Annotated in this window: 21 protein-coding genes; 8 read left to right on the top strand and 13 right to left on the bottom strand. The window is 69.2% G+C overall.

Annotated features, from left to right (window positions below; translation table 11 throughout):
• Positions 1–95 precede the first annotated feature (95 nt).
• Entirely contained in the window at positions 96–677 is a 582-nt protein-coding gene (locus tag QZ607_RS11425) for a Uma2 family endonuclease (RefSeq protein ID WP_295882752.1), read from the top strand.
• 323 nt (positions 678–1,000) lie between these two features.
• Here the strand turns inward: QZ607_RS11425 and QZ607_RS11420 are convergent, their stop codons facing one another.
• The 3 genes from QZ607_RS11420 to QZ607_RS11410 all read right to left on the bottom strand — a co-directional run bounded on the left by QZ607_RS11420 (position 1,001) and on the right by QZ607_RS11410 (position 3,393).
• Positions 1,001–1,990 carry a DMT family transporter gene (locus QZ607_RS11420; RefSeq protein WP_295882751.1) on the bottom strand — a complete coding sequence of 330 codons (990 nt, stop codon included), beginning with the start codon at positions 1,988–1,990 and terminating at the stop codon, positions 1,001–1,003.
• 55 nt (positions 1,991–2,045) lie between these two features.
• The gene (locus QZ607_RS11415; protein ID WP_295882750.1) at positions 2,046–2,459 is read right to left on the bottom strand and encodes a DUF4149 domain-containing protein; all 414 of its coding nucleotides are present in this window, start codon (positions 2,457–2,459) and stop codon (positions 2,046–2,048) included.
• A gap of 145 nt (positions 2,460–2,604) precedes the next feature.
• The gene (locus tag QZ607_RS11410; RefSeq protein ID WP_295882749.1) at positions 2,605–3,393 is read right to left on the bottom strand and encodes a DNA-formamidopyrimidine glycosylase family protein; all 789 of its coding nucleotides are present in this window, start codon (positions 3,391–3,393) and stop codon (positions 2,605–2,607) included.
• Between the two features lie 1,309 nt (positions 3,394–4,702).
• Between QZ607_RS11410 and QZ607_RS11405 the strand changes: the two genes are divergently transcribed.
• A complete protein-coding gene (locus QZ607_RS11405) occupies positions 4,703–5,047 on the top strand; it encodes an HPF/RaiA family ribosome-associated protein (protein WP_295882748.1) in 345 nt (114 codons plus the stop codon).
• Between the two features lie 72 nt (positions 5,048–5,119).
• Here QZ607_RS11405 and QZ607_RS11400 read toward each other — a convergent pair whose 3' ends face one another.
• Positions 5,120–5,821 (bottom strand): SDR family NAD(P)-dependent oxidoreductase, encoded by a 702-nt coding sequence (locus QZ607_RS11400; protein WP_295882746.1) that lies wholly within the window; start codon positions 5,819–5,821, stop codon positions 5,120–5,122.
• A gap of 300 nt (positions 5,822–6,121) precedes the next feature.
• Here QZ607_RS11400 and QZ607_RS11395 point away from each other — a divergent pair, with 300 nt between their 5' ends.
• Positions 6,122–7,048: an NAD(P)H-binding protein gene (locus tag QZ607_RS11395; RefSeq protein ID WP_295882745.1), complete on the top strand. Its 927-nt coding sequence runs from the start codon at positions 6,122–6,124 to the stop codon at positions 7,046–7,048.
• Between the two features lie 188 nt (positions 7,049–7,236).
• Here the strand turns inward: QZ607_RS11395 and QZ607_RS11390 are convergent, their stop codons facing one another.
• From QZ607_RS11390 to QZ607_RS11350, 9 genes are all read right to left on the bottom strand, one after another.
• Positions 7,237–7,716: a rhodanese-like domain-containing protein gene (locus QZ607_RS11390; RefSeq protein ID WP_295882744.1), complete on the bottom strand. Its 480-nt coding sequence runs from the start codon at positions 7,714–7,716 to the stop codon at positions 7,237–7,239.
• 104 nt (positions 7,717–7,820) lie between these two features.
• Positions 7,821–8,468 carry a response regulator gene (locus QZ607_RS11385; RefSeq protein ID WP_295882742.1) on the bottom strand — a complete coding sequence of 216 codons (648 nt, stop codon included), beginning with the start codon at positions 8,466–8,468 and terminating at the stop codon, positions 7,821–7,823.
• Complete coding sequence (locus QZ607_RS11380) at positions 8,468–10,111, bottom strand: ATP-binding protein (protein ID WP_295882741.1); 1,644 nt, start codon at positions 10,109–10,111, stop codon at positions 8,468–8,470. The genes QZ607_RS11385 and QZ607_RS11380 overlap by 1 nt, the downstream gene beginning before the upstream one ends.
• A 161-nt stretch (positions 10,112–10,272) precedes the next feature.
• Entirely contained in the window at positions 10,273–12,006 is a 1,734-nt protein-coding gene (locus tag QZ607_RS11375; protein ID WP_295882739.1) for a choice-of-anchor I family protein, read from the bottom strand.
• Positions 12,007–12,164: 158 nt separating this feature from the next.
• Entirely contained in the window at positions 12,165–12,353 is a 189-nt protein-coding gene (locus tag QZ607_RS11370) for a hypothetical protein (protein ID WP_295882737.1), read from the bottom strand.
• 150 nt (positions 12,354–12,503) lie between these two features.
• Entirely contained in the window at positions 12,504–13,823 is a 1,320-nt protein-coding gene (locus QZ607_RS11365; RefSeq protein WP_295882736.1) for a D-alanine--D-alanine ligase, read from the bottom strand.
• A 102-nt stretch (positions 13,824–13,925) separates the two neighbouring features.
• On the bottom strand, positions 13,926–14,534 hold the full coding sequence (locus QZ607_RS11360) for a diheme cytochrome c (RefSeq protein ID WP_295882735.1): 609 nt from the start codon (positions 14,532–14,534) through the stop codon (positions 13,926–13,928).
• A 32-nt stretch (positions 14,535–14,566) separates the two neighbouring features.
• Positions 14,567–14,950, bottom strand: a complete 384-nt coding sequence (locus QZ607_RS11355) for a DUF1924 domain-containing protein (protein ID WP_367268182.1) — start codon at positions 14,948–14,950, stop codon at positions 14,567–14,569.
• A 10-nt stretch (positions 14,951–14,960) separates the two neighbouring features.
• Complete coding sequence (locus QZ607_RS11350) at positions 14,961–15,584, bottom strand: cytochrome b/b6 domain-containing protein (RefSeq protein WP_295882734.1); 624 nt, start codon at positions 15,582–15,584, stop codon at positions 14,961–14,963.
• Between the two features lie 326 nt (positions 15,585–15,910).
• On the opposite strand from QZ607_RS11350, the gene QZ607_RS11345 reads away from it, so the two are divergent.
• From QZ607_RS11345 to QZ607_RS11325, 5 genes are all read left to right on the top strand, one after another.
• Positions 15,911–16,240, top strand: coding sequence for a PepSY domain-containing protein (locus QZ607_RS11345; RefSeq protein ID WP_295882733.1), 330 nt, complete (start codon positions 15,911–15,913; stop codon positions 16,238–16,240).
• Positions 16,240–16,923 (top strand): response regulator transcription factor, encoded by a 684-nt coding sequence (locus QZ607_RS11340; protein ID WP_295882732.1) that lies wholly within the window; start codon positions 16,240–16,242, stop codon positions 16,921–16,923. The genes QZ607_RS11345 and QZ607_RS11340 overlap by 1 nt, the downstream gene beginning before the upstream one ends.
• Positions 16,920–18,317, top strand: a complete 1,398-nt coding sequence (locus QZ607_RS11335; protein ID WP_295882731.1) for a HAMP domain-containing sensor histidine kinase — start codon at positions 16,920–16,922, stop codon at positions 18,315–18,317. The genes QZ607_RS11340 and QZ607_RS11335 overlap by 4 nt, the downstream gene beginning before the upstream one ends.
• A gap of 33 nt (positions 18,318–18,350) precedes the next feature.
• Positions 18,351–19,565: a glycosyltransferase family 4 protein gene (locus tag QZ607_RS11330; RefSeq protein WP_295882730.1), complete on the top strand. Its 1,215-nt coding sequence runs from the start codon at positions 18,351–18,353 to the stop codon at positions 19,563–19,565.
• A gap of 294 nt (positions 19,566–19,859) precedes the next feature.
• Entirely contained in the window at positions 19,860–20,690 is an 831-nt protein-coding gene (locus QZ607_RS11325) for an acyltransferase (RefSeq protein ID WP_295882729.1), read from the top strand.
• Positions 20,691–20,778 lie beyond the last annotated feature (88 nt).

Here is a 20,778-nt window from a genome sequence, read left to right as displayed (position 1 = left end):
GCAGGATGCCCAATAAACCGGTATCTCCCCAGGGACGCCGGCACGCAGCGCTATACTGTCGATCAACCGCTTCGCAACCCCAGAGCGTGGCCGACATGACCGCCCAGCCCCTACCCCAGCTCAGTTTCGAGGATTGGCTCGCCATCGAGCGCGCCGCCGAAGACCAGCGCAGCGAGTTCGTCGCCGGCGAGGTCTTCGCGATGACCGGCGCGACGGAGCAGCACAACCTGATCGTCGGCAATGTCGTCCGCGAGCTGGGCAACGCGCTCAAGCGCAAGCCCTGCCGCGTCTACCCGAGCGACCTGAAAGTCCGCATCAAGGCCGATAATGTCGGCACCTACCCGGACGCCATGGTGATCTGCGGCGAGCGCGCCTTCCACGACGACCGCCGCGACGTGGTCACCAATCCCACGCTGATCGTCGAGGTCTTGTCCGATTCCAGCGAGGCCTACGACCGCGGCGACAAGTTCGCCCACTATCGGACACTGCCGAGCCTGCAAATCTATCTGTTGCTTTCGCAGGACCGCATGCAGGCGGAGCTGTTCGTGCGCCAGCCGGACGACACCTGGCAGTTCACCGCCTTCATCGGCGCCGAAGACCGCATCCCGCTCGCTGCCGTCGACGTGGAGCTCAGGCTCGGCGAGCTCTACGACAAGGTCGAATTCAACGCAGTCTGATCGTCCGAGCGTCGCGGTCGCCCACAGACCCTGGCACATCTTCGATGAGCGGAGACGTTGCAGCCTGGATGCAGCGCAGCGGAATCCAGGGGTTGCCGTAGCCCCTTGACGCCTCCGTGCTGGTGACGCCGTGCCCGGATTCCGCTGGCGCCCATCCCGGCTGTGCGGACAGCAGCCCGTTCAGGTTCGCCTCGCCGGTCTCGGGCACAGAGTCGAAGCGCAACAGGCTTCGAGATCCAGCAGCTTATGGGTGAGCAGAAGGAGAACCGCGGGGGTCACCGACGCGGCCATGGACAAGGCCGACTGGCATGCCTGCAGGGGCTTCAGCAAGGCCTTCCGCGACCTGTTCGAGTAGGCATCCCCACGGGCTCCGGCGCCCGCGGCGGCGGCCGCCGCGACCAGAGAATGCCGGCCAGGATCAGCACCAGCCCCAGCAGATGCCCGAGCGTCGGCTCTTCGCCGAGGAATACCACGCCGACTGCCACCGCCCACAGCGGAATGAGATAGTTGAGCTGCGACGTGAACGACGGCCCCGCGGTGCGGATGAGCCGGAAGTAGACCACCATCGCGGTGGCCGTCGAGAAGAGCCCCAGGAACAGCAGCGCCCCGAGCACACGCGGGCCGAGGTCGGTGACGGCGGGTAGCGCGGCGTCTGCGGATGCACCGGGCAGCCCCACCGCCATCGACAGGAGCGCGGCAATGCCGATGGTGGCCGCCGCCGTCGACAGCGCATCGCTCGGCGGGCGCAGCCGCGCCAGGATCGCCGAGGTGCCGTAGCAGAGCGCCCCCGCCAGCACCGCCAGCATCGGCACCAGCGGCCCGTCGGCACCGCCGACGGCGAGCAGCGCCTCCGGCCCGATCAGCACCACCACGCCGACAAAGCCCAGCAGAAACCCCGCCACCCGGTTGCCGGTGAGCCGCTCGCCGGGCACGAACAGGTGCGCGAGCCCCAGGGTCGCAAGCGGCATCACCGCCATCAGGATCCCCGCAAGCCCGCTGTCGATGGCGCGCTGCCCCCAGGTGATGAGGGAGAAAGGCAGCAGGTTCCCCACCACCGCGATCAGGCCGAAGAACAACCACAGCCGCCCGCCGCGCGGCAGCGCCCGCCCCAACAGCCGGGCCAGCAGCACCAGCACCACCGCGGCGATGACGAGCCGCACCGTCACCACCGTCTCCGCCGGCAGCGCCGTCACCGCAATCTTCGTGAACAGGAAGGACGAGCCCCACATGGCCGTCAGCGCCAGCAGGCTCAGCCATTCCCTGAGCCCATGCCGATGCGCCACCGCCTGCGTGGAGCCCCCGCCTGTGGTCATGCCGCCACCGAGGACGACAGGCCCGCGGCCGCGACGCCGTCACACAGCAGGCACCTCACAACAACACCAGCACCAGCGCCGCCGCGAGCAAGAGCCACTGGACGCCGTTGATCATGACGCTGACGCGGTGCAGCCGGTTGAACAGCGCGTGCTCGCCGCCGTCGCGCGCCGCGTTGATGCGCGGCATCAGCACCTGGCGGGCCACCCAGAAGCCCACCGCCACCAGCGCCGCCATGAGCGCGGCCCAGTGCTGGGCACCGAGCAGCAGCGTCAGCGCAGCCACCGCCGAGACGATGCCGATGCTCAGGTAGTACCAGGGGAAGACCTGGCGGATGAAGCCGCCCGCGGTCTCGAAGGGCAGCTTCGTGAACACCAGCGGCGCCATGACCGCGGAGAAGAAGGTCATGCCACCGAAGGCGAGCGCCAGCGCGAGGCCGGCGATGACGTGGAAACCGAGGGTCAGGCTCATGGTGCGGCTCCTTGAACGGAACTGACGCAAACGTGTGCGCCTTGGTTGACAGGCATCATTGGGATGGTCTCATTGGACGCAACACCGGCATGGCGGACCATCGGCACCCACTGCCCGGCGGCGTGCTGCGTGATGGACCAACTGCTCAGCCCTGGCAGCGCTCGCACCAGTAGGTGGAGCGCGGCAGTATGCCCAGCTTGGCGCGACGCACCGGCGCCCCGCAGCGCCGGCACGGCAGCCCGGCGCGACCATAGACCCAGAGCCCACCGCCGTCGTCTGCGGCGAAGCGCGTGCGCCGCGGCCCGCCGCCGAGGTTCTCCCCGAGCAGCGCTGCGGCGCGCCGGTACAGCGCCAGCAATGCGTCGTCGTCCAGATCCTGCACGCGGCGCTCGGGCGGGAGTCGTCCCTCCAGGAACAGCACCTCGCACTTGTAGACGTTGCCGATGCCGGCGGCGATGCGCTGATCGAGCAGCAGGTCCACCAGCAGGGTCTGCGGCGGGCAAAAGCGCCGGATGCGACCCAACAGCTCCCTGGGCTCCAGCCCGTCGCGAATCAGGTCGGCGCCGAGGCGTGCACCCTGATCCGCACGGCGGAAGCCATGCAGGCGCAGCCACTGGACCTCTTTGGCATTGAAGCAGACAAAGTCCTGCCTGTCGGTACTGATGACCAAAGACGCCTGCCGCCGGGGCTTGCGCCAGTCGGCACCCCGCGGATAGGTGTGCCAGGCGCCGTACATGCCGAGATGGCTGCGCAGCTCGGTGCCGTCGTCGAAGGTGACGAACAGATGCTTGCCCTCGCTCGCGACGCGCGCGACGCGGCGCGGCCCTGCTGATGGCCCGAACGCCGGGTGCAGGCGCACGGCGGTGACCGCACAACCGCGGAGCGCCGCGTCCAGATACGCGGCCACCTTGTGGATCGTGTCACCTTCCGGCATCGGTGTGCCCGAGTCGCGGGGTGCTTGTCGCGCGTTGCAGGACGGTGTGACCGGGTTGCAGCTGAGCGGCCACCGGGGCTGGACGCCATTCTAAGCAAAGCCACGGCGAAGCCGGGTCAGCCGGCGGTCGCAGCCATGGACAGAGCCGTGCAGAGGCTGGCGCAGAGGGCGGCCTCAGCCGCCGCGTCCGGATGAGCGCCGGCCCAGGCGCAAAAAAAAACCCCGCCCGAGGGCGGGGGAACACGACAAGGAGTCAGAGAGCTTCAACGAAGCTCGCGGGATTGGAGCCGGGGCGCCGCGGAAAGTTCGCCAATCACGGGCCCGTAAAACCCCGCGAAAGATGCAGACAAAGCCACCCCCGCTGCGGTTGCGGTGTCCGCGCGCACCCATCGCCGGACACCTGAGCCGGACCCGCGGCTCGCCTTTGCGATGCGCCGCCGGGCGCGGGTTGAAATCGGCCTGGGCTGTGCCGAACTGGCGCATGTCGCAGCCGAAGCTGTCAGGGTGGCGACGCGGCGCGAAACTTGTGCTATCGTCAGGCGAGTTGTTCAGGTTGCAACGCTGGCCTCAGCGTCTCCCCGCTCGCAGCCCGAACGCCCCCGACACCGAATCGCTCCTGTCCCCGATGTGTCGCAGAAGGCACCGGGGCCATTGACGGGCATCGCGAAGACAGTCGGTCCAGCGCACAGCCACTGCTGCCGCACAGGCCGCCGATGCGGTGTGTGACTGCCCCTGTATTGAAAGCGCAGGCACAGCGGCGCAGCGGAAGGCACCACCGACCAGACACGCGCCCGGCACACCAAAGCGCAATCAGCCACAGCATGGTTCGACCGGCCCGCTGGGTCCGCACCATTCGGAAGCACCGCCGTTGCACGAGCCCCAGTTCGATTCACCCCAGTACGATTCGACCCAGTACGATTCGACCCAGTACGATTCGACCCAGTACGATTCGACCCAGTACGATTCGACCCAGTTCGATTCGACCCAGTTCGATTCGACCCAGTTCGATTCGACCCAGTTCGATTCGACCCAGTACGATTCAACTGGTCACCGCAGCCGCGAGGATCTCCCCCCCCGGGCCGGCCTCTGCGGCTGCGGCGGCGGGTTGCTGGACGGCCGGCAAGCCCGGCTGCCCCGCAGCCGGGGCTGGTGGGTCGGCGCATCGACGCGCTGCCGCCCGACAGGCTCACGTGGGCACACCGACGGCAGCGCACCCCCATCCAGACCCTCCCACGTCATCAGGCCAATCGGCCTGCAAGCCTTGCCCGGCAACGCCGGGACCGCTCTACGCATCACAACGAGGTAGTGAATGAGCGTACGAATCACAGGAGACATGCTTGCCCTGGATCGCAAGCTGGTTCGCCGCATCAATCGGCTCGCAACCGAGCTCGGCAAAGCGGCACCGGATCAACAACTGGACCTTCAGGTCAAGATCGCGGAAGAGTTCGACCAGGTGAGGGGCCACCGCGTGCGTTGCGAGCTGGTCGCCAACCTGTCCGCCAAGCGCCAGATCATTGTGCGGGAGGCCCACAAGAAGGCCGAGGAGTCCATCGACACGGCGTTCACCGGGCTGCGGACGAAGCTGCGCCGATTGCGCATCCGCAGTCTCGGCAAGGCCGGCGCCGCAGACGCACTGCGTGCCACCGGCACCTGATTCCCCGCGCGGCGTACCTCGACGCTTGCGGCTGCGCGCGGTGCCGCCGGGCGCACCGGCGGCCCGCCGGCATCAGAACAGGCGCACGCCGGAGAGGCCAGCATCCACCGCGATGACCTGACCGGTCACCGAGGGCGCATCCGCAAGCAGCCAGGCGCCGGTGCGTGCCACATCCTGCGCATCATTCACGCGCTTGAGCGGATGCCGCTCTGCGGCTGCGCGGCGTTTGTCGTCAGAGCCCAGCAGGCGCTCCGCCAGGGGCGTGTCCGTCAAGGTCGGCGCAATGGCGTTGACGCGGATTCTGGGCGCGAGCTCCGCGGCGAGCGAGCGCGTCAGCCCCTCCACCGCACCCTTTGCCGCCGCCACCGCGGCATGGAAGGGCATGCCCGTCTGCACCGCCACCGTGCTGAACAACAGCACCGATGCCGCCTCGCTGCGCTTGAGCGCCGGCAGGGCGCCCTTAAGGCTGCGCACGGCGCCGAGCAGGTTCAGCTCCCACTCCGCGTTGAAGTCCTGCTCCTTGAGCCGCTCGAAGGGCTTGAGCCGGATGCCACCGGGGCAGTAGGCCATACCATCAAGGCGGTCCGGCAGCGCATCCGCCGGGAACGGCTCGGCCTGCAGATCCCAGCGCACGCCCGTCGTGCCCGGCAGGTCCGGTGCGCGCTCGGGCGCGCGGGACAGGTGCGTCACGGCCGCACCCTGGGCCACCAGGGTTTCAAGCAACGCTGCGCCGATGCCGGAGCTGGCGCCAACGATCAGATAGTGCTTCGACATGACTCATAATCCTCTTGCTGCGGTTCAGTGAGCTGAAGCACATGACGCCGGACAGAAGTTATGCAAGAAGCCCATCAGGGCGCATTATGCATTTACATGATCGGTACAAACGCCCTTTCGACGCGACATCTTCTGGACAACACTGATCGCCCCACCCTTGCGCGGGGGTGAAATCCGCAACGAAGTGCCGCACCTCGGGAGCAGGTCAGAGCGGCCGACCGGCGCTGCGACGTACCACCGCAGCCCCCAGCGGCTCCATCGACACCCGACCCACCCCGAATCAGCCTAAAGAGGGCTCCCATGAAGATCGGCATCATCGGCGGCACTGGATTCGTCGGCAGTTACGTCCTGGACGCACTCGCGGCAGGCGGCCACAGCCTCCGGGTGCTGATGCGCCCCGGCAGCGAGCACAAGCTGCCGGAGCTGCCCGCGGTGGAGGCGGTCACCGGCGACGTGGGCGACGAGGCGGCCGTGCGTGCCTGCTTCGAGGGCTGTGATGCGGCCGTGTATCTCATCGGAATCCTGCGCGAGCAGCCGAGCCAGGGCATCACCTTCGATGCGCTCCAGCGCCGCGGCGCCGAGCGGGCCATCGCCGTGGCCGAAGCAGCGGGCGCCAGGCGCTTCCTGCTCATGAGTGCCAACGGCATCGATGCCGCCGCCACCCCATACCAGACCACCAAGCTCGCCGCCGAAGAGGCGCTGAAGGCCTCGCCCCTGGACTGGACCATCTTCCGGCCGTCGGTGATCTTCGGCCCACCGCGGGGGCGCATGGAATTCTGCACCCAGCTCAAGCAGGAGCTCATCGACAGCCCCATGCCCGCGCCCCTGTTCTACGAAGGACTGCTGCCCACGGATGCCGGCGCCTTCGAGCTCGGGCCGGTGCATGTGGAGGACGTCGCGGCGGCCTTCGCCAAGGCCCTGGAGACCCCCGAGAGCATCGGCCAGACCCTGGAGCTGTGCGGACCGGATGCCTGGAGCTGGAAGCAGATCCTCTCCGGAATTGCCGCGGCTTCGGGTAAAAAGAAACTGATGCTGCCGGCACCGGTGATGGTCATCGGCCCGGTGGCCTCGGTGATGGGGCGCTTCGACTGGTTCCCGGTGACCCGGGATCAGCTCACCATGCTGCTCGGCGGCAACACCTGTGTGGAGGACGGCTTCACGCCCTTAGGCATCGCGCCGAAGCCGTTCGATCCGGATACGCTGGCCTATCTGGCGACGGGGGAGTGATCGGGCGGACTGTGGGTTCCACGGCAGCACGAGGGCCGGCGTTCGGACAGGCCTGACTGCGATGCTGGGAAGTGCAGAAGTGCGAAATTGTATGTTGCGGGTCCTGCACTCCTGCACTTTTGCACTCCTGCACTGTTAGACCGTAACCCCCGAGCCCCGACACGCAAGCCTGACCTCGGAGCGCCGTCTCAGCCGGCTCCGGCGCCCTTCGGCCGCTGCTGCTCGGGGCGGAGCTTGGGGGTGAAGTAGACATCGGCGTCGTCGAGATCCACGTCCTGGCCCTCCGCGTCCACGAGCGGCTGCTCGTAGTCCTTCCAGCCGCGCAGCCCGGTCTTGAGCGAGGCGACGTTCTCGTAGCCCAGCACCTGCATGGAGTTGGCCGCGAGCACGCTGCGATAGCCTGAGCGGCAGACGACGACAATCTCCCGGTCCCGGGCGCGCACCAGCTCCGGCTCTGTTTCTTCGTAATCCCACTCGCAGGCGGATTCCAGGATGCCGCGGGGGACGTTGATGGAGCCCTCGATGTGCATGGCGGCGTACTCGTCCGGCTCGCGCACGTCCACCACCAGCAGGTCCGGGTTCTCCGCAAGGCGCTCCTCCAGGTCCCAGGGCATGATCTCGCGCACGTCCGTCAGGCAGTTGCGGATCAGCTCCAGAAAGTTCTTCATGGCGTTCTCCCGATGCTTGGCATTTGACCGCGGGCGTTATACCCGAGCGCTGCCCTGGGATGCGTCCACGATCGTCAATCGCGCCCGCGGGCCGGCGACCTGCATCAGGCCCGCGCGCAGAGCCCCTGCTCCACCGCCATGACGGCTGCCTCCACCCGCGAGTGCACCTGGAGCTTGCGCAGGATCGCCTTGACGTGCAGCTTCACGGTGCCGTCCGAGATGCCGAGCTCCCGCGCGATGGCCTTGTTGCTCTGCCCCGCCGCCAGATGGCAGAGGATCTCCTGCTCCCGCGGCGTCAGCTCCGAGAGCACCGGCTGGGCCGGCGCCGCCGGCTCCGGCTCCTGGCGCACGGCGCGGGCCAGCACACCGGTGAGCTCCGGCGCCACCACGGTCTTGCCGGCGACGATGTCCGACAATGCCGCCACCAGCTCGTCCGGCTCCATGTCCTTCAGCAGATAGCCGTTGGCGCCCGCCTGCAGCGAGGCGATGAGGTCCTGCTCATCGGTGCTGGTGGTGAGCATGGCCACCCGCCGGTCCAGGCCCTCGCTGCGGATCTGCTTCAGGATTTCGATCCCGCCCGGACCCGGCATGCGCAGGTCCAGCAGCACCACGTCCGGCGCACAGTCACGGGTGAGCCTGAGCCCCACGTCGCAGTCGCCCACGGCGTCCACCACTTCGATGCCGCGGCGCTCCAGCAGCTCCAGCAGGCCCACCCGGAACAGGGCATGGTCGTCGATGAGCAGCACGCGCATCAGGCGGCCTGCTCGGTGAAGGGTGCCCGGCCGGTGCGTCCGGCGGTGAAGGTGACCTCCACCCGTGTGCCCTCGCCCGGCTCGCTTTCGATGTCCAGCCGTGCGCCGATGCGCCGCGCCCGCTCCTCCAGGATGGACAGGCCGATGTGCTCGCCGGGCCGGCTGGCGGCCTTGCGCCGGGCGCTGAAGCCGACGCCGTCGTCCTCCACCAAGAGCACATAGTCGCCCGACTGCTCCCGCGTCAGCAGCACCCGCACCGTCTGCGCGTCGGCGTGCTTGCGCACATTGGTGAGGGTCTCCTGGACGATGCGCACCAGCTGCATCTCCTCCGTCGGCGTCACCTCGAAGGGCCGGCAGTTCAGCTGCAGCACGGCATGGATGCCGCTCTGCTGGCCGAAGCGGCGGATCAGGTCCTCCAGGGTGGGGATGAGGCCGCGGCGGTCCATGGGCGCGCGGAAGCTCGCGAGCAGCTCACGCAGCTCGCCGTGGGCCTCGTCGATGCCGTTTCGGATGCGGCTCAGGTCCGCCCGGGCCTGCGGCGCCACGTCGGCATCGCGCAGGGCATCGCCCAGCATGCGCACCTGGAGCTTCAGGCTCGCGAGCGTCTGCGCCAGGGAGTCGTGCAGCTCGTGCGCCAGGGAGGCCCGCTCCTCCACGATGGACAGGCGCCGGGCCTCGACGTCGGAGCGGTGCTTGGCGAGCGCCACGCCGATGTGCTGGCCGATGGTACTGAGCAGCTCCAGGATGTCTTCGCGCTCGCGCAGCCCCGGGCGGTCCACGAAGATGCTGTAGGCGCCCAGCAGCTCGTCGTGGTGCTTGAGCGGCACGGTGACGACTTCCACCGCATCGCTTGCGAGCATGCGCCGGCCGTAGACGCGGGAGCAGTAGCGCAGGTCGTTGTCGCAGACGATCTCGCCGGGGCAGAGCACGGTGCCGCAGAGGCAGAGCTCCACCGGCTGCATGTCCTGCTGGCGCACCAGGTCGTCATCGAGCCCGATGGAGCCCACCAGCCGCATCTCGCCGTCCGCCGCCACCACGCGCACCGTGGCGGCGCGGCCGTTGACCATCTCTTTCAGCACGCGCAGGAAGTGCAGCAGCAGCTCTTCCAGCGTATCGGCGCGGGTGATCTCGGCGGCGACGTCGTAGAGAATCTTGAGCGAGGCGGTCTTCTGCGCCAGGCGCTGGGTCTGGCGGGCGACGCGGCTGTCCATGTCTTCGTAGAGGTCCGTCAGCTCCGCGTTGAGGCTGCCGATGCCGCGGGCCATGGTCTCCAGCACGCCGGCATTGGCCAGCGCGCGGCTGGCCCCGGGCTCACCCTGACAGACGCGGGAGACGGATTCCTCCAGATTCACCAGCGGCTGCAGCAGCTGGGTCTTGAGCCGATACGCTGTCAGCACCGCCGCGGACAGGCCCATGGCGAGGAAGGCGAGGCAGACGAGCTTGGGCCAGGCGAGCCCCGGCACCGCCATGTTCACCAGCAGCAGCACCAGCGCCACCACCAGCGTCACCGCCACACCCAGCAGGGGCGGCAGCAGGCGCGCCGCGCGCAGGATCTCAAGGATGCGTTGGCGCTGGCTGTCGGGCTGGAGCCGGGACTGGCGCCGGGACTCCAGGGGTGGCGGAACGGGCGGCTGGGCGGTCATGGCAGGGGCGCTGCACCGCGGACGCGATGGTCATGGTGAGCACCGGACTATAGCAGACCCGGCGGCACACCGGCCGCCGGTACAGGTCCCCGGTGGGCGTGGCCGCTGCGCTGCCGGCCCTTCCCGGGCCGGAAAGCGCATTGGCGCGGGCGCCGCCGCGGTCAGCGCCGCCGCGCGAGCAGCAGCAGCGGCAGCCCGGCGCCGAAGAGCAGGAGCGGCGCCGGCAGCGGCACCTGGATGTTGTACCAGGACGTGGTGCCGCTCACCTCGTTGGCCACCACCAAGCCGAACCGTCCGAAGGGACTCTCATTGGGGGTGACGAAATAGAGACCTTCCGGACCGATGTCGCCGGCGGCCATGGTGGTGGCATCGACTGTGAAATCCCGGTCCAGCAGATAGTCGAGGAAGATCGGGCTCGCGGGGTTCGTGATGTCGAACACTACGATGCCGCCGATGCGCTCCAGACCGACGAAGGCCAGGGTGTTGTGGTAAATCTGGCCGATGACCAGTGCTTCGGGCTCCGGCCCCTTGGCGTCGGAGCGGCTGTCGAAGCTGTCGTTGCCGTCGTTATCTGAGTTGAACACCGGGTTGCCGTCTTGGTCGGTCAGCACCAGGCCGGCCGTGAGCTGCTCGAAGAAGTCCCCGCTGTCCCAGATCAGGTCGCCGGTCTCGCCGTCCCAAATGGAGAAGGAGCGGGTGCCGAAGCTCATGATCTCGTCGTAGGTGGTCGGCGTCGAGCCGTCGAGATCGACGCTGCTCATCTGGAGCCGGCCCAGCTGATCATCGTCCTGCGCATTCGCGGGGAAGCCGGCGCCGAGCGTGACATCCTTGACCCGAGTCTCGTCGGTGTAATCAATCCCCGTCGAGCCCGCAGGGACGTCGTACTCACGCGCGTCGCCCTCGTTCGCCGTGACGTAGTACGTCTTGCCGCCGGCGGTGTAGGCGCCGATGGAGTCCGGCATGGGCATGCCCTTGACGTTGTCCCAGGTGCGGATATTGATCATGTTGTCGCGGTCGCTCGCGTCGAGCCCGTTGCCATCGACGCCGTGGTCCTTGAAGCCGAGGGAGCGGACCTCTTCGATCGTGGCCGAATCGATGTCCACCACAGCGACGGCGTTGTTCTCCTGCAGGGTCACATAGGCCTTGCTGCCATCCTCGGAGACAGCGATGTACTCGGGCTCGATATCCTGGGCCGCGGTAGCCTCGCTGGCGCCGCCGGTACCGGGCCCCGTGATGCGCACGCCGTCGGTGACAAGGTCCGGCTTGTTGAAGCCGGTGAAGCCCGCGGTGCTCACGGACGCGCCGCCGACGCCACCGGAGATGTCGACGATGGAGATGCTGCCCTCGGGATCGGTGCCGTCCTGCCCGTAGAAGTCGGGCTCACCCTCATTCGCGACGAGGACCTTGGAGCCGTCGGGCGTAAAGGTCACCATGTCCGGCAAGGGGCCGACGGGGACAGCGGCGGTGCTCGTGCCGCCCGTGCCGATACCGGCATCGGCGGCGTCGAAGAACACCACATTGCCGTCGGCCTGGGCGCTGGTGCCGTCCTCCACGGCGACGGCGACGATGCCGTTCTTCACCGCAACGCTGTTGGGGCCGCCGAAGCCCGACACATCGAGGAAACCGAGGAAAGCGCCGTCATCGGCATCGAGCACGTCGACGCGGTCGACATCCCCGTTGACCACGAAGACGCGCTGCGTGTCCGGGTCATACGCGACGATCTCCGCCGCGCTCTCATCGAACACGTCGGCCTGAGGCTCACTCTGTGAGATGGACGCAAAGTGCGTCCAGACCTTGTTGAAGCTTACGAAGGGTGCGGCCTGTACGGCCGTCATCGAGAAAACGCCGGCGGCTGCGATGCCGGCGGCGAGGACGCTGCGCGCGAAGGTCTGCATACTGTGCCCCCCGGGGTGCTTGGATCTGTTGCCGTCAGCCGGCGGCGGACAGACTACCGGAGGAATGCGACGATCTTATGACGGTTGGAGGGGCTCGCCGTGGGCGCGATCGTCGCGCCCGGCAGTCGCAGTCGCAGGCGGCTCAGCATCCCGGGGTGTCAGTCCTCCTCACTCCGGTCCACGATATAGCCGATGCCGGCGCCGACCCCCGCGCCGATGGGCCCGCCGACCACGCCGCCGATGGCGGCGCCGGACACCATGCGCTGCTCGGACTTGTCCATGTTCGCGCAGCCGAGCAGCAGCAACGGCAGAGACAATGACAGCAAGAGCATTGGGGCATACTTCATAGACGGTCTCCTGGTTGTTCTCTAAGCCCCCGAAGCAAAAGGCATGATAAGTGAATGGCGCGGTGCCGGGAGCGCCGCCCGACCGCTGCCCTCGCCGTTCGGCAGCCCAGTTCTGGCGCCCAGTTCTGGCGCCCAGTTCTGGCGCCCAGTTCAGGCGCCCAGTTCAGACGCCCCGTCTCCGCGACCCTGCACCGGCGCCAGCACCAGCGGCAGCCGGGCCAGGCACTCCCGGTAACGGACCTCCAGCTCGGCATTGGAGTCGGCGCCGATGAACAGCGTCGCCAGCTCATAGCTGTAGCTGTCCTGGTCGCGCAGGTCCGACAGCCGCTCGCCCGCCGCCACCTCCATCAGAATGCGGGTGCAGGGCACCGCCGCCTCCACCGCCGCGATCTCCGCGGGCGTCGGCACGCGCTCCACCCGGGCATCCTCGAAGTGCCGCAGCATGAACTTGGCGGCGAGCCTGCAGCGCCCGCGGCCCTGCGGAAAATCCGGCTCGCGGCCGAGCCCCAGGTCCAGCATCACGCGGTGGTGATACTGCCCGTCCACCATCCGGAACAACGGCGCGTGGGACTTGGAGATGCGGGTGTTGATCTCCAGCAGCGAGAGCCGGTCCGTCGCCGGGTCCCAGAAGTGCTCGATGTTGAAGGGCCCCATGTCGTAGCCGATGTGGCGCATCACCCGCTGTGTCACCGCCGTCATCCGCGCCTGCACGGCGGCCGGCAGCTGGGAGGGATACTGGTAGCGGTCGAAGGAGGAGCCCACCGGCCCGGTGCGCAGGGAGTCCACGGTGCCGTAGACGCGCACGTCCCCACGCCAGACATAGCCCTCCTGGGTCACCTGGTGGCGAGCGGCGATCATGCCCTCGGCGATGCAGTGCCAGCCGTCCACAGCGGCCACCTCCGGCGGCAGGGCGGCATGCTCCAGAATCAGATTAAAGGGCTCGGCATAGCGCCCGATGCTGGCCCGAATGACGGGCAGGGCCCGCTCGAAGTCGTCGGCATCCCGGATGCGGAAGCCGAGGTGCGAGAGCACGGCCTTCACCGGCTTCAGCCAGAACGGGAAGCCCACCCGGCACTGTCCCAGCGGCTCCTCTGCGAAGGGGTCCACGGCGCAGAAGGGCGGCACCTGCTCCGGCGCCACCTCCGCCTGCTTCAGCCGGCTCCAGTACTTGTGCTCGCACCGCAGCACCGCCTCCAGGCGCGGTCCCGGCAGGCCCACCGCCGCACGCAGGATGGGCAGCACGGTGCTCACGGGGAAATCCCAGTAGCCGATCACCGCGTCCACGCGCTGCGGGAAGCTCCGCAGCGTCCGCCGCCCCTCGTCCAGCAGCCGGGCCACGGGAAAGGCGTCCTGCTGCTTCAGCTCTGCACTGGTGAACAGCGGATGGAAGTAAATCTCGTCGGCGCCCGGCAGCGTGTGCAGCTGTCGCAGATGGAAGTCGTCGAGCCCGACGACGAAGACGTGTCGCATAGAGGCCCCCTGCGCCGCCGCAAGCCATACCCAGACCCTAGACGGCCCGCTGAAGACCTGGGGCCTGCGTGCGATCAAGGGGGCCAAAGCGCCGACTGCTGCTCAGTCGTCCCAGCGGCCGTAGCCCGGTATGCGCACCCGGTGCTCGTTGTAGACGCCCTCATCCGCGCCCGTATGGCAGGCATTGCAGTTGCTGAAGCTGCCGACCTCCGGGTTGCCGGCGACCAGCTTCGATGGGATCTCGTGGTGCTCGTTGCGGAAATAGCGGGTCGCGGTGATGCGCGGCAGGTCGCCGGCGCCGGCATCGCCCACCGCGAAGGCACGGGAGCGGGATTTTCGCGCCTGCCCCGCAGCGTTGGCCGTGAGGTAGTCGGTGAGCTCGCCGCGCAGCGCCGTGGACAGGGACGCGTCGTCGCCGTAGTGGTCCATGAGCGCCTCGGGCGCCATAACCTGCTGCCAGGCAGCGGCGGGCAGCAGCCCCGGCTGATAGGCCATGTGGCAGGCGCCGCACTCCTCGGCATAGGTGGCGTTGGCGACGGGTTTCACGTCCTCGCCCGGCTCTATCCAACTGCCGTGCTCGTGCTCGTATTCCTCGTAGTGATCGTCGTCGTGGTCGTCGTGATCGTCGTCGTCGCCGAGGGCCAGCCCGGCGAGGCCGAGCGCCAGCAGGGCGCCGGCCACCAGGCCGCCGATGCGCAGGGATGTGTTCATGTCGTCTCTCCGTTCGGGTGTTTTTGCTCGGTTCACTGGGCGCGGATGTAGGCCAGGAAGTCCGCCTTCTCCGCCGCCGTGCACTCGCGACCGAGGGTCCAGCGGCAGTTGCGCCTGAGCCATTTCTCCACCTTGGCCTGGTCGGTGAGCCGCTCCGGGCTCACCGAGGGCGCCAACGGCTCGATGGGCTTGCCGGTGCGCACGTGCTCGCCCGGGCGGGTCAGGTCAGCGGTGTGGCAGGTGGCGCAGCTGCGCGCCGGCGCGCCGCCCGGCTGCGGGTGCTGCTGCACCCAGGCTGCGGCGCCGGCGGCGGCGTCACCGGCCATCGCAGCCGGCGCCGCAGCGAGCAAAAGGACCGGGCTGAGCAGCAGGGGGCCGGTCAGCCGGCGTGGGCGTTCGGTGATGCGCTTGGTCATGAGCATGCCCTCAGCTGCGGCGCTTGCGGCCGGTGAGCATGGACGCGATCAGGTTCTCGCGGTGGGCGAAGCTCGAGAACAGCACCCCGGCCACGTGTGCGGCGATGAACAGCAGCGTCACGTTCGCCAAGACCTCGTGCGTCTCTTCCAGGCCGGCGCCGACGGCGGGCGACGTGCCGCTCATGAGTCCGGCGAGGGGTCCGGAGAGCTCCTGGGCGCCGTACAGGGCCATGCCAGTCAGGCCGGTGAGCCCCACCAGCGCGAGCAGCGCCACCACCATGGCGCCGCCCAGGGGGTTGTGGCCAAGATGCCGCGGTGCGGCCAGGCGCAGACTCTCGCGCAGATAGCCGAGCACCTGCCGCGGACCACGCACGAAATCCGTGAAGCGGGCATGCCGGGTGCCGACGATGCCCCAGACCAGTCGCACCGCGATCAGGGCGAGCACCAGATAGCCCGCCCAGACGTGCACGCCCAGCAGGTCGTCCTCGACGATGAAGGCGGTGGCGAAGCCGCCCACCAGCGACCAATGAAAGATCCGCACCAGCGGGTCCCAGACCCGCACCTGCTCGGTGTTTTGTGCCTGCGCGTCGGCAGGCGGGGGCGCCGCGTCGGCGGCGAGTATCTGTGTCGGCATGGCTCGTTGCTCCGATGGTTGAGAACATGGCTGCGCTGCCGCGGCGACGGTCGCAACCGCAACGGGCTGCGGCGCCGTCCTCGACACGCGAAGCCAGCTTAAAGGGCGGCCACTGACGTTTCCCTGTGGGCGGTTGTCAGCCTTCTGTCAGGTGCCTCGGCGCACCATGTGAATGGTGGGAAGCCGAGCTAGGCGGTGTCATGCACAGAAGCACGGGCTGTCAGCGTCGTGGGCGTTGGCGCACGGCGCTGAGCCGGCATCGCTGCATCAGCGGCGCCCCCCGGCGCGCAGTCCAGACTCCGGAGCCACTGCAACAGAGCAACGCCATGCCCCGGCCAAGCCCCACCAAGGCGCACCTCGCCGCGGCGCTGCTCGCAGCGCCGCTGCTGCTCGCCGCAGGCGCACCGGCGCGGGCGGACCCGCACGATCACGACCGCGCCCGCGCCGCGCTGGAGGCGGGCGAAGTCCTGCCGCTTGCACAGATCCTGAAGACGGTGGCCGTGCAGGTGCCGGGTGAGGTGGTGGAGGTCGAGCTCGAGCGCGAGCACGGCACCTGGGTCTACGAGCTCAAGGTCATCACCCCGGACGGCCGGGTGCTGGAGGTGCTGATGGACGCCGCCGCGGGCCGGCTGCTGGAGCAGGAGGAGGACGACTGATGCGCATCCTGCTGGTGGAAGACGACACCCGCCTCGCCGAGGGCATCGCCACGGCCCTGGACGCCGCGGGCTTCGTGGTGGCGCACAGCGCCGACGGCGAGGATGCCTGGTTCCGCGGCGACACCGAGACCTGGGCCGCGGTGGTGCTGGACCTGGGCCTGCCGGGCATGGATGGCCTCTCGGTGCTGCGTCGCTGGCGCGAGGCCGGGCAGCGCTTTCCGGTGCTCATCCTCACCGCCCGCGGCGCCTGGCACGAACGCGTTGAGGGCATCGACGCCGGTGCCGACGACTACCTGCCGAAGCCCTTCCGCATGGAAGAGCTCCTGGCCCGGCTGCGTGCCCTGGTGCGTCGGTCGGCGGGGCAGGCCTCGCCCGTGCTGCGGGTGGGCGGGCTCAGCCTGGACACCCGGCGCATGCAGGTGAGCCGCGACGGCGTGCCGGTGCGCCTGACGCCGACGGAGTATCGGCTCGTGGCCTATCTGATGCAGCATGCCGGCCGGGTGGTGCCGCAGCTGGAGCTCACCGAGCAGCTCTATGCTCAGGACTTCGAGCGCGAATCCAACGCCGTCGAGGTGCTCGTCGGCCGGGTGCGCCGCAAGCTCGGCGCGGACCTGATCCGCACCCGCCGCGGCTTCGGCTATGTCATCGAGCCGGACCCGGCCGCTGACGGCGCCGAGCGGTGACCGGCCGTTCGCTGCGGGCACGGCTCGCCGTTGCCGGGGTCCTGTCCATCACACTCGCGCTGCTGGTGGCCGCGCTCAGCCTGGTGGCCCTGTTCGAGCGCCACGTGGAGCGGCGCATCGGCGCCGAGCTGACGAGCCAGCTCAACCAGCTCGCCGCAGCGGTCCGTGTCACCGCAGACGGCGGCCTCGCCGTCGCGCCGCGCCCGGCGGACCCGCGCTTCGAGGCCCCCCTGTCCGGTCTCTACTGGCAGATCGACGATATCCCGGCGGCCCAGGCGGGGCTCGGCGCCCTGCGCTCGCGCTCCCTGTGGGACACAGAGCTGTTGCTGCCGCCGGACCGGCTCACCCCGGGCAGCGTCCATGCCCATGTGCTGCCGGGTCCCGGCGGCCGTCCGCTGCTGGTGCGCGAGCGCAGCATCCGGCTGGTGCCCGCAACGCGCGCGCCCGACGACACAACGGGCCGCAGTCTGCGGCTCGCGGTGGCGCAGGATCGCGCCGAGCTCATCGCCGCCCGCGACGCCTTCGCCGGCGACATGGTGCCGTATCTCGGCGTCATCGCCCTGCTGCTGCTGGCCGCCACCTGGGTACAGATCCGCATCGGGCTGGCGCCACTGGAGGCCGTACGCCGGGGTGTTAACGCCGTGCGCGCCGGCCGCGCCGAGCGCCTGCCGGAGCAGCATCCCGACGAGGTGCGCCCCCTGGTGGCAGAGGTGAACGCCCTCCTCGCCGCCCGCGAGCAGGCCGTCACCCAGGCCCGCAGCTGGACCGCAGACCTGGCGCACGGACTGAAGACACCGCTGAGCGCCCTGGCCGCGGACGCCGAGCGCCTGCGCCGCGAGGGCAATGCCGCGGTGGCGGCGGACCTGGACCAGCTCGCCTGCCACATGCGCCGGCGCGTGGACCGGGAGCTGATCCGCGCCCGGGTGCGCGCCGGCGCCCGCCCGCGCCAGGCGCACGCCGATGTGACGGCTGCGCTGCAGCGCCTGCTGCGCACGCTCAAACGCACCCCGGATGGGGCGCGGGTGGACTGGCAGCTCACGGCAGCCGACGGCGCCGTCGCCGCGCTGGCCGACGATGACCTGCTGGAGCTCCTGGGCAACCTGCTGGAGAACGCCGCCAAGTGGGCCCGCAGCCGGGTGGACATCCGGGTCGCAGCAGGCGATCCGGTGCAGGTGAGCATCGAAGACGACGGGCCGGGCGTGCCGGCGGACCAGCTGCACCGGCTCGGCGAGCGCGGCCTGCGGCTCGACGAGCGCAAGGCGGGCTCCGGGCTGGGCCTCGCCATCGCCCGGGATGTGGCGGAGGCCTACGGCGGCAGCTTGGACTTCGCGCGCGCGGCTTCGGGCGGTCTGGCCGCCGGCGTCCGGCTGCCGGCGGCGCCGATGGGTGTATGATCACGGCCAATGGCTCCTGCCGGCGCGACACGCATGCTGCGCATCCTCTGGGTTTCGCCCTACCTGCCGTGGCCGACCAGCAGCGGCGGCAAAACGCGCCAATATGCACTGCTGCGGCGGCTCGCCGATGCAGGTCATCGCATCACCCTGCTGGCGCTGACCAAAGCGGCGCCGTCCGCGGCGGAGCTTGGCCATCTGGAGGGCTTTCTCGAGCGCGTCATCTATGTCAGACGCCGCCCGCTGCGGCATCCGCTGACCCTGCTCCATGCGCTGCGGCCCTTCGAGCCACTGCTTGCGAGCATCAATGGGCATCACCGCGCCTTTCAGCACCGCTTCCGGGCGCTGCTGGCAGCACCCTGGGATGTCATCCAGATCGAGCACAGCTACAGCTTCCAGTCCATCGAGCGGCCGTTACGGGAGCTGCGCCGCGGCTTTGTGCTCACGGAGCACAACGTCGAATCCGAGCTCAGCGGCATCACACTCGCGCGACTCGGCTGGCTCGGGGCATTGCCGGCACCGATCGAACGGCTGCGTTACCGCCGCTGGGAGCGGCGGGTCTTCGATCTCGCCACGCACCTGATTGCAGTGACCGACGCGGACGCCGCCGCCTTTCGCACTGTCACCGACACGCCCGTTGCCGTCGTCCCGAACGGCGTAGACACCGCAGCCTTCGCCGATGTGGCACCGAACAGCACCGACCAACGCATTCTCTTCCTCGGCAACTACGACTACCCGCCCAACGTCGACGCGGTGGAATGGCTCATCGCCGACATCATGCCCCGCGTCTGGCAGCAGCAGCCTTCCGCCCGGCTCGCCATTTACGGCCATGCCGTGCCCGCCCGCTGGCGCAGGCGCCACACCGACCCCAGGATCGAATGGGGCGGCTTCGTCGATGCGCTCCCGACCCTGCACCGCCGCGCAGCCGTCTTCGTCGCCCCGCTGCGGGCAGGCGGTGGCTCGAAGCTGAAGGTATTCGAAGCCATGGCCTCGGCGCTCCCCATCGTCGCGACACCACAGGCGCTCACCGGCTTGGGCGCAGACGCCCGGCATTGCTTTGCCGTGGCCGAGGATGCCGCCGGGATCGCGACACAGCTGACCCTGCTCCTGCGTGACCCTGACCTGGCGCGACGCCTCGGCGAGAACGCACGCCGTTGGGCGGCCGCCCACCAGGACTGGGCGCAGGCGGCGCAGGCGCTGGAGCGCGTGTACAGCCGCCACGCAGGCGGCAAACAGCGTCCAACTGACTGAGTCCTGCCGCGCCCGCCATCGGCTGAAGCAACCGCCGACCTGGGGCCGGATGATGAGGGAATCCTTTATCTTTGATCAGTTTTTCACTTATACCATTGACAGCGAATCACTGGCTCCCGAGCGTGTACTCTGCAGGACGATAATGACCCTGTGCCATCAACGGGCAACGCACCTGGAGCGCACCAGCAGCGTTGCCGACGGGCTCGCTGCGGCGCGCCCGTCGGACCACCGGCCATGCCTGCACGCCGGGTTGCGCGCTCAGGCCGTCGCCGTCCAACCGGGGGAGCCGTCGCCGTGGGTCATTACATTCTTCACTCCGCCGATCTCCCGGAGCGCCTGCATGCGTACGCCGACAGCGTCGGCGCCAGCGAGCAGGAGTTGCTTGCGGCTTACATCGCCCTGCGCGAGACCGGCATCATCGCGGAGCGCACGAAGCCCCGCACGGGGAGCGCCAAGCACGTCTACATTTCCTACATCGACCTGGAGCACCAGATCGAGGACCCGGTGCAGCGGCGCCTGTACCACGTGCTGAAATCCGAGATACCCGCCCGCCTGCCGCCGCGCCCCGGCATCAACCTGCAAACGCTGACGGACCGTGGGCGCCGCGCCTGGGAGCAGATCTACAACATCCTGATCAGCAAAATCCCAAGCCACTGGATACGCCTCACCTGGCTGCGCGCCGGGGGCATGAAGATCGGCAAGGGCTCGTCCGTCTGGCGCAACACGGAGATCCTGGGCATCGAGAACATCGTCCTCGGCGAGGACACCTGCGTCGGCTGGCATTGCCTGCTGGATGGGCGCGCGGGGCTCATTGTGGGCGACCACGTGACCATTGCGTCCTATGTGCTCATCGTCGCGGGTGTCCATGAGCTCGACGCCGAGGACTTCGGCATCGTCGGTGATCCAATCTACATCGACGACTACGCCTGGCTTGCGACACGCTCCATGGTGGTCCATGGCGGCCGGCTGGGCTACGGCGCGGTGGTGGGCGCAGGCACCATCGTCAACAAGGAAATCGCGCCCTACTCGGTGGTCGGCGGCTTCAATGCAAAGCCCATGGGCGAGCGCACGCATCACCTCGACTACCGCGTCAATCCCCGGGGCCTTTACAACTTTCTGCACTGAGCCCGACACCGCTGCCGGGCCGGCACCCAGGGCGATACCGATTGGTTGGGCGTCTTGCCCAGAAAGCCTGCGGAACCGGAAAAGGCAA

This window comes from uncultured Thiohalocapsa sp. (genome assembly GCF_913063425.1).
In the GTDB taxonomy this organism is placed as follows: domain Bacteria; phylum Pseudomonadota; class Gammaproteobacteria; order Chromatiales; family Chromatiaceae; genus Thiohalocapsa.
This window is presented reverse-complemented; position numbering and strand designations above follow the sequence as displayed.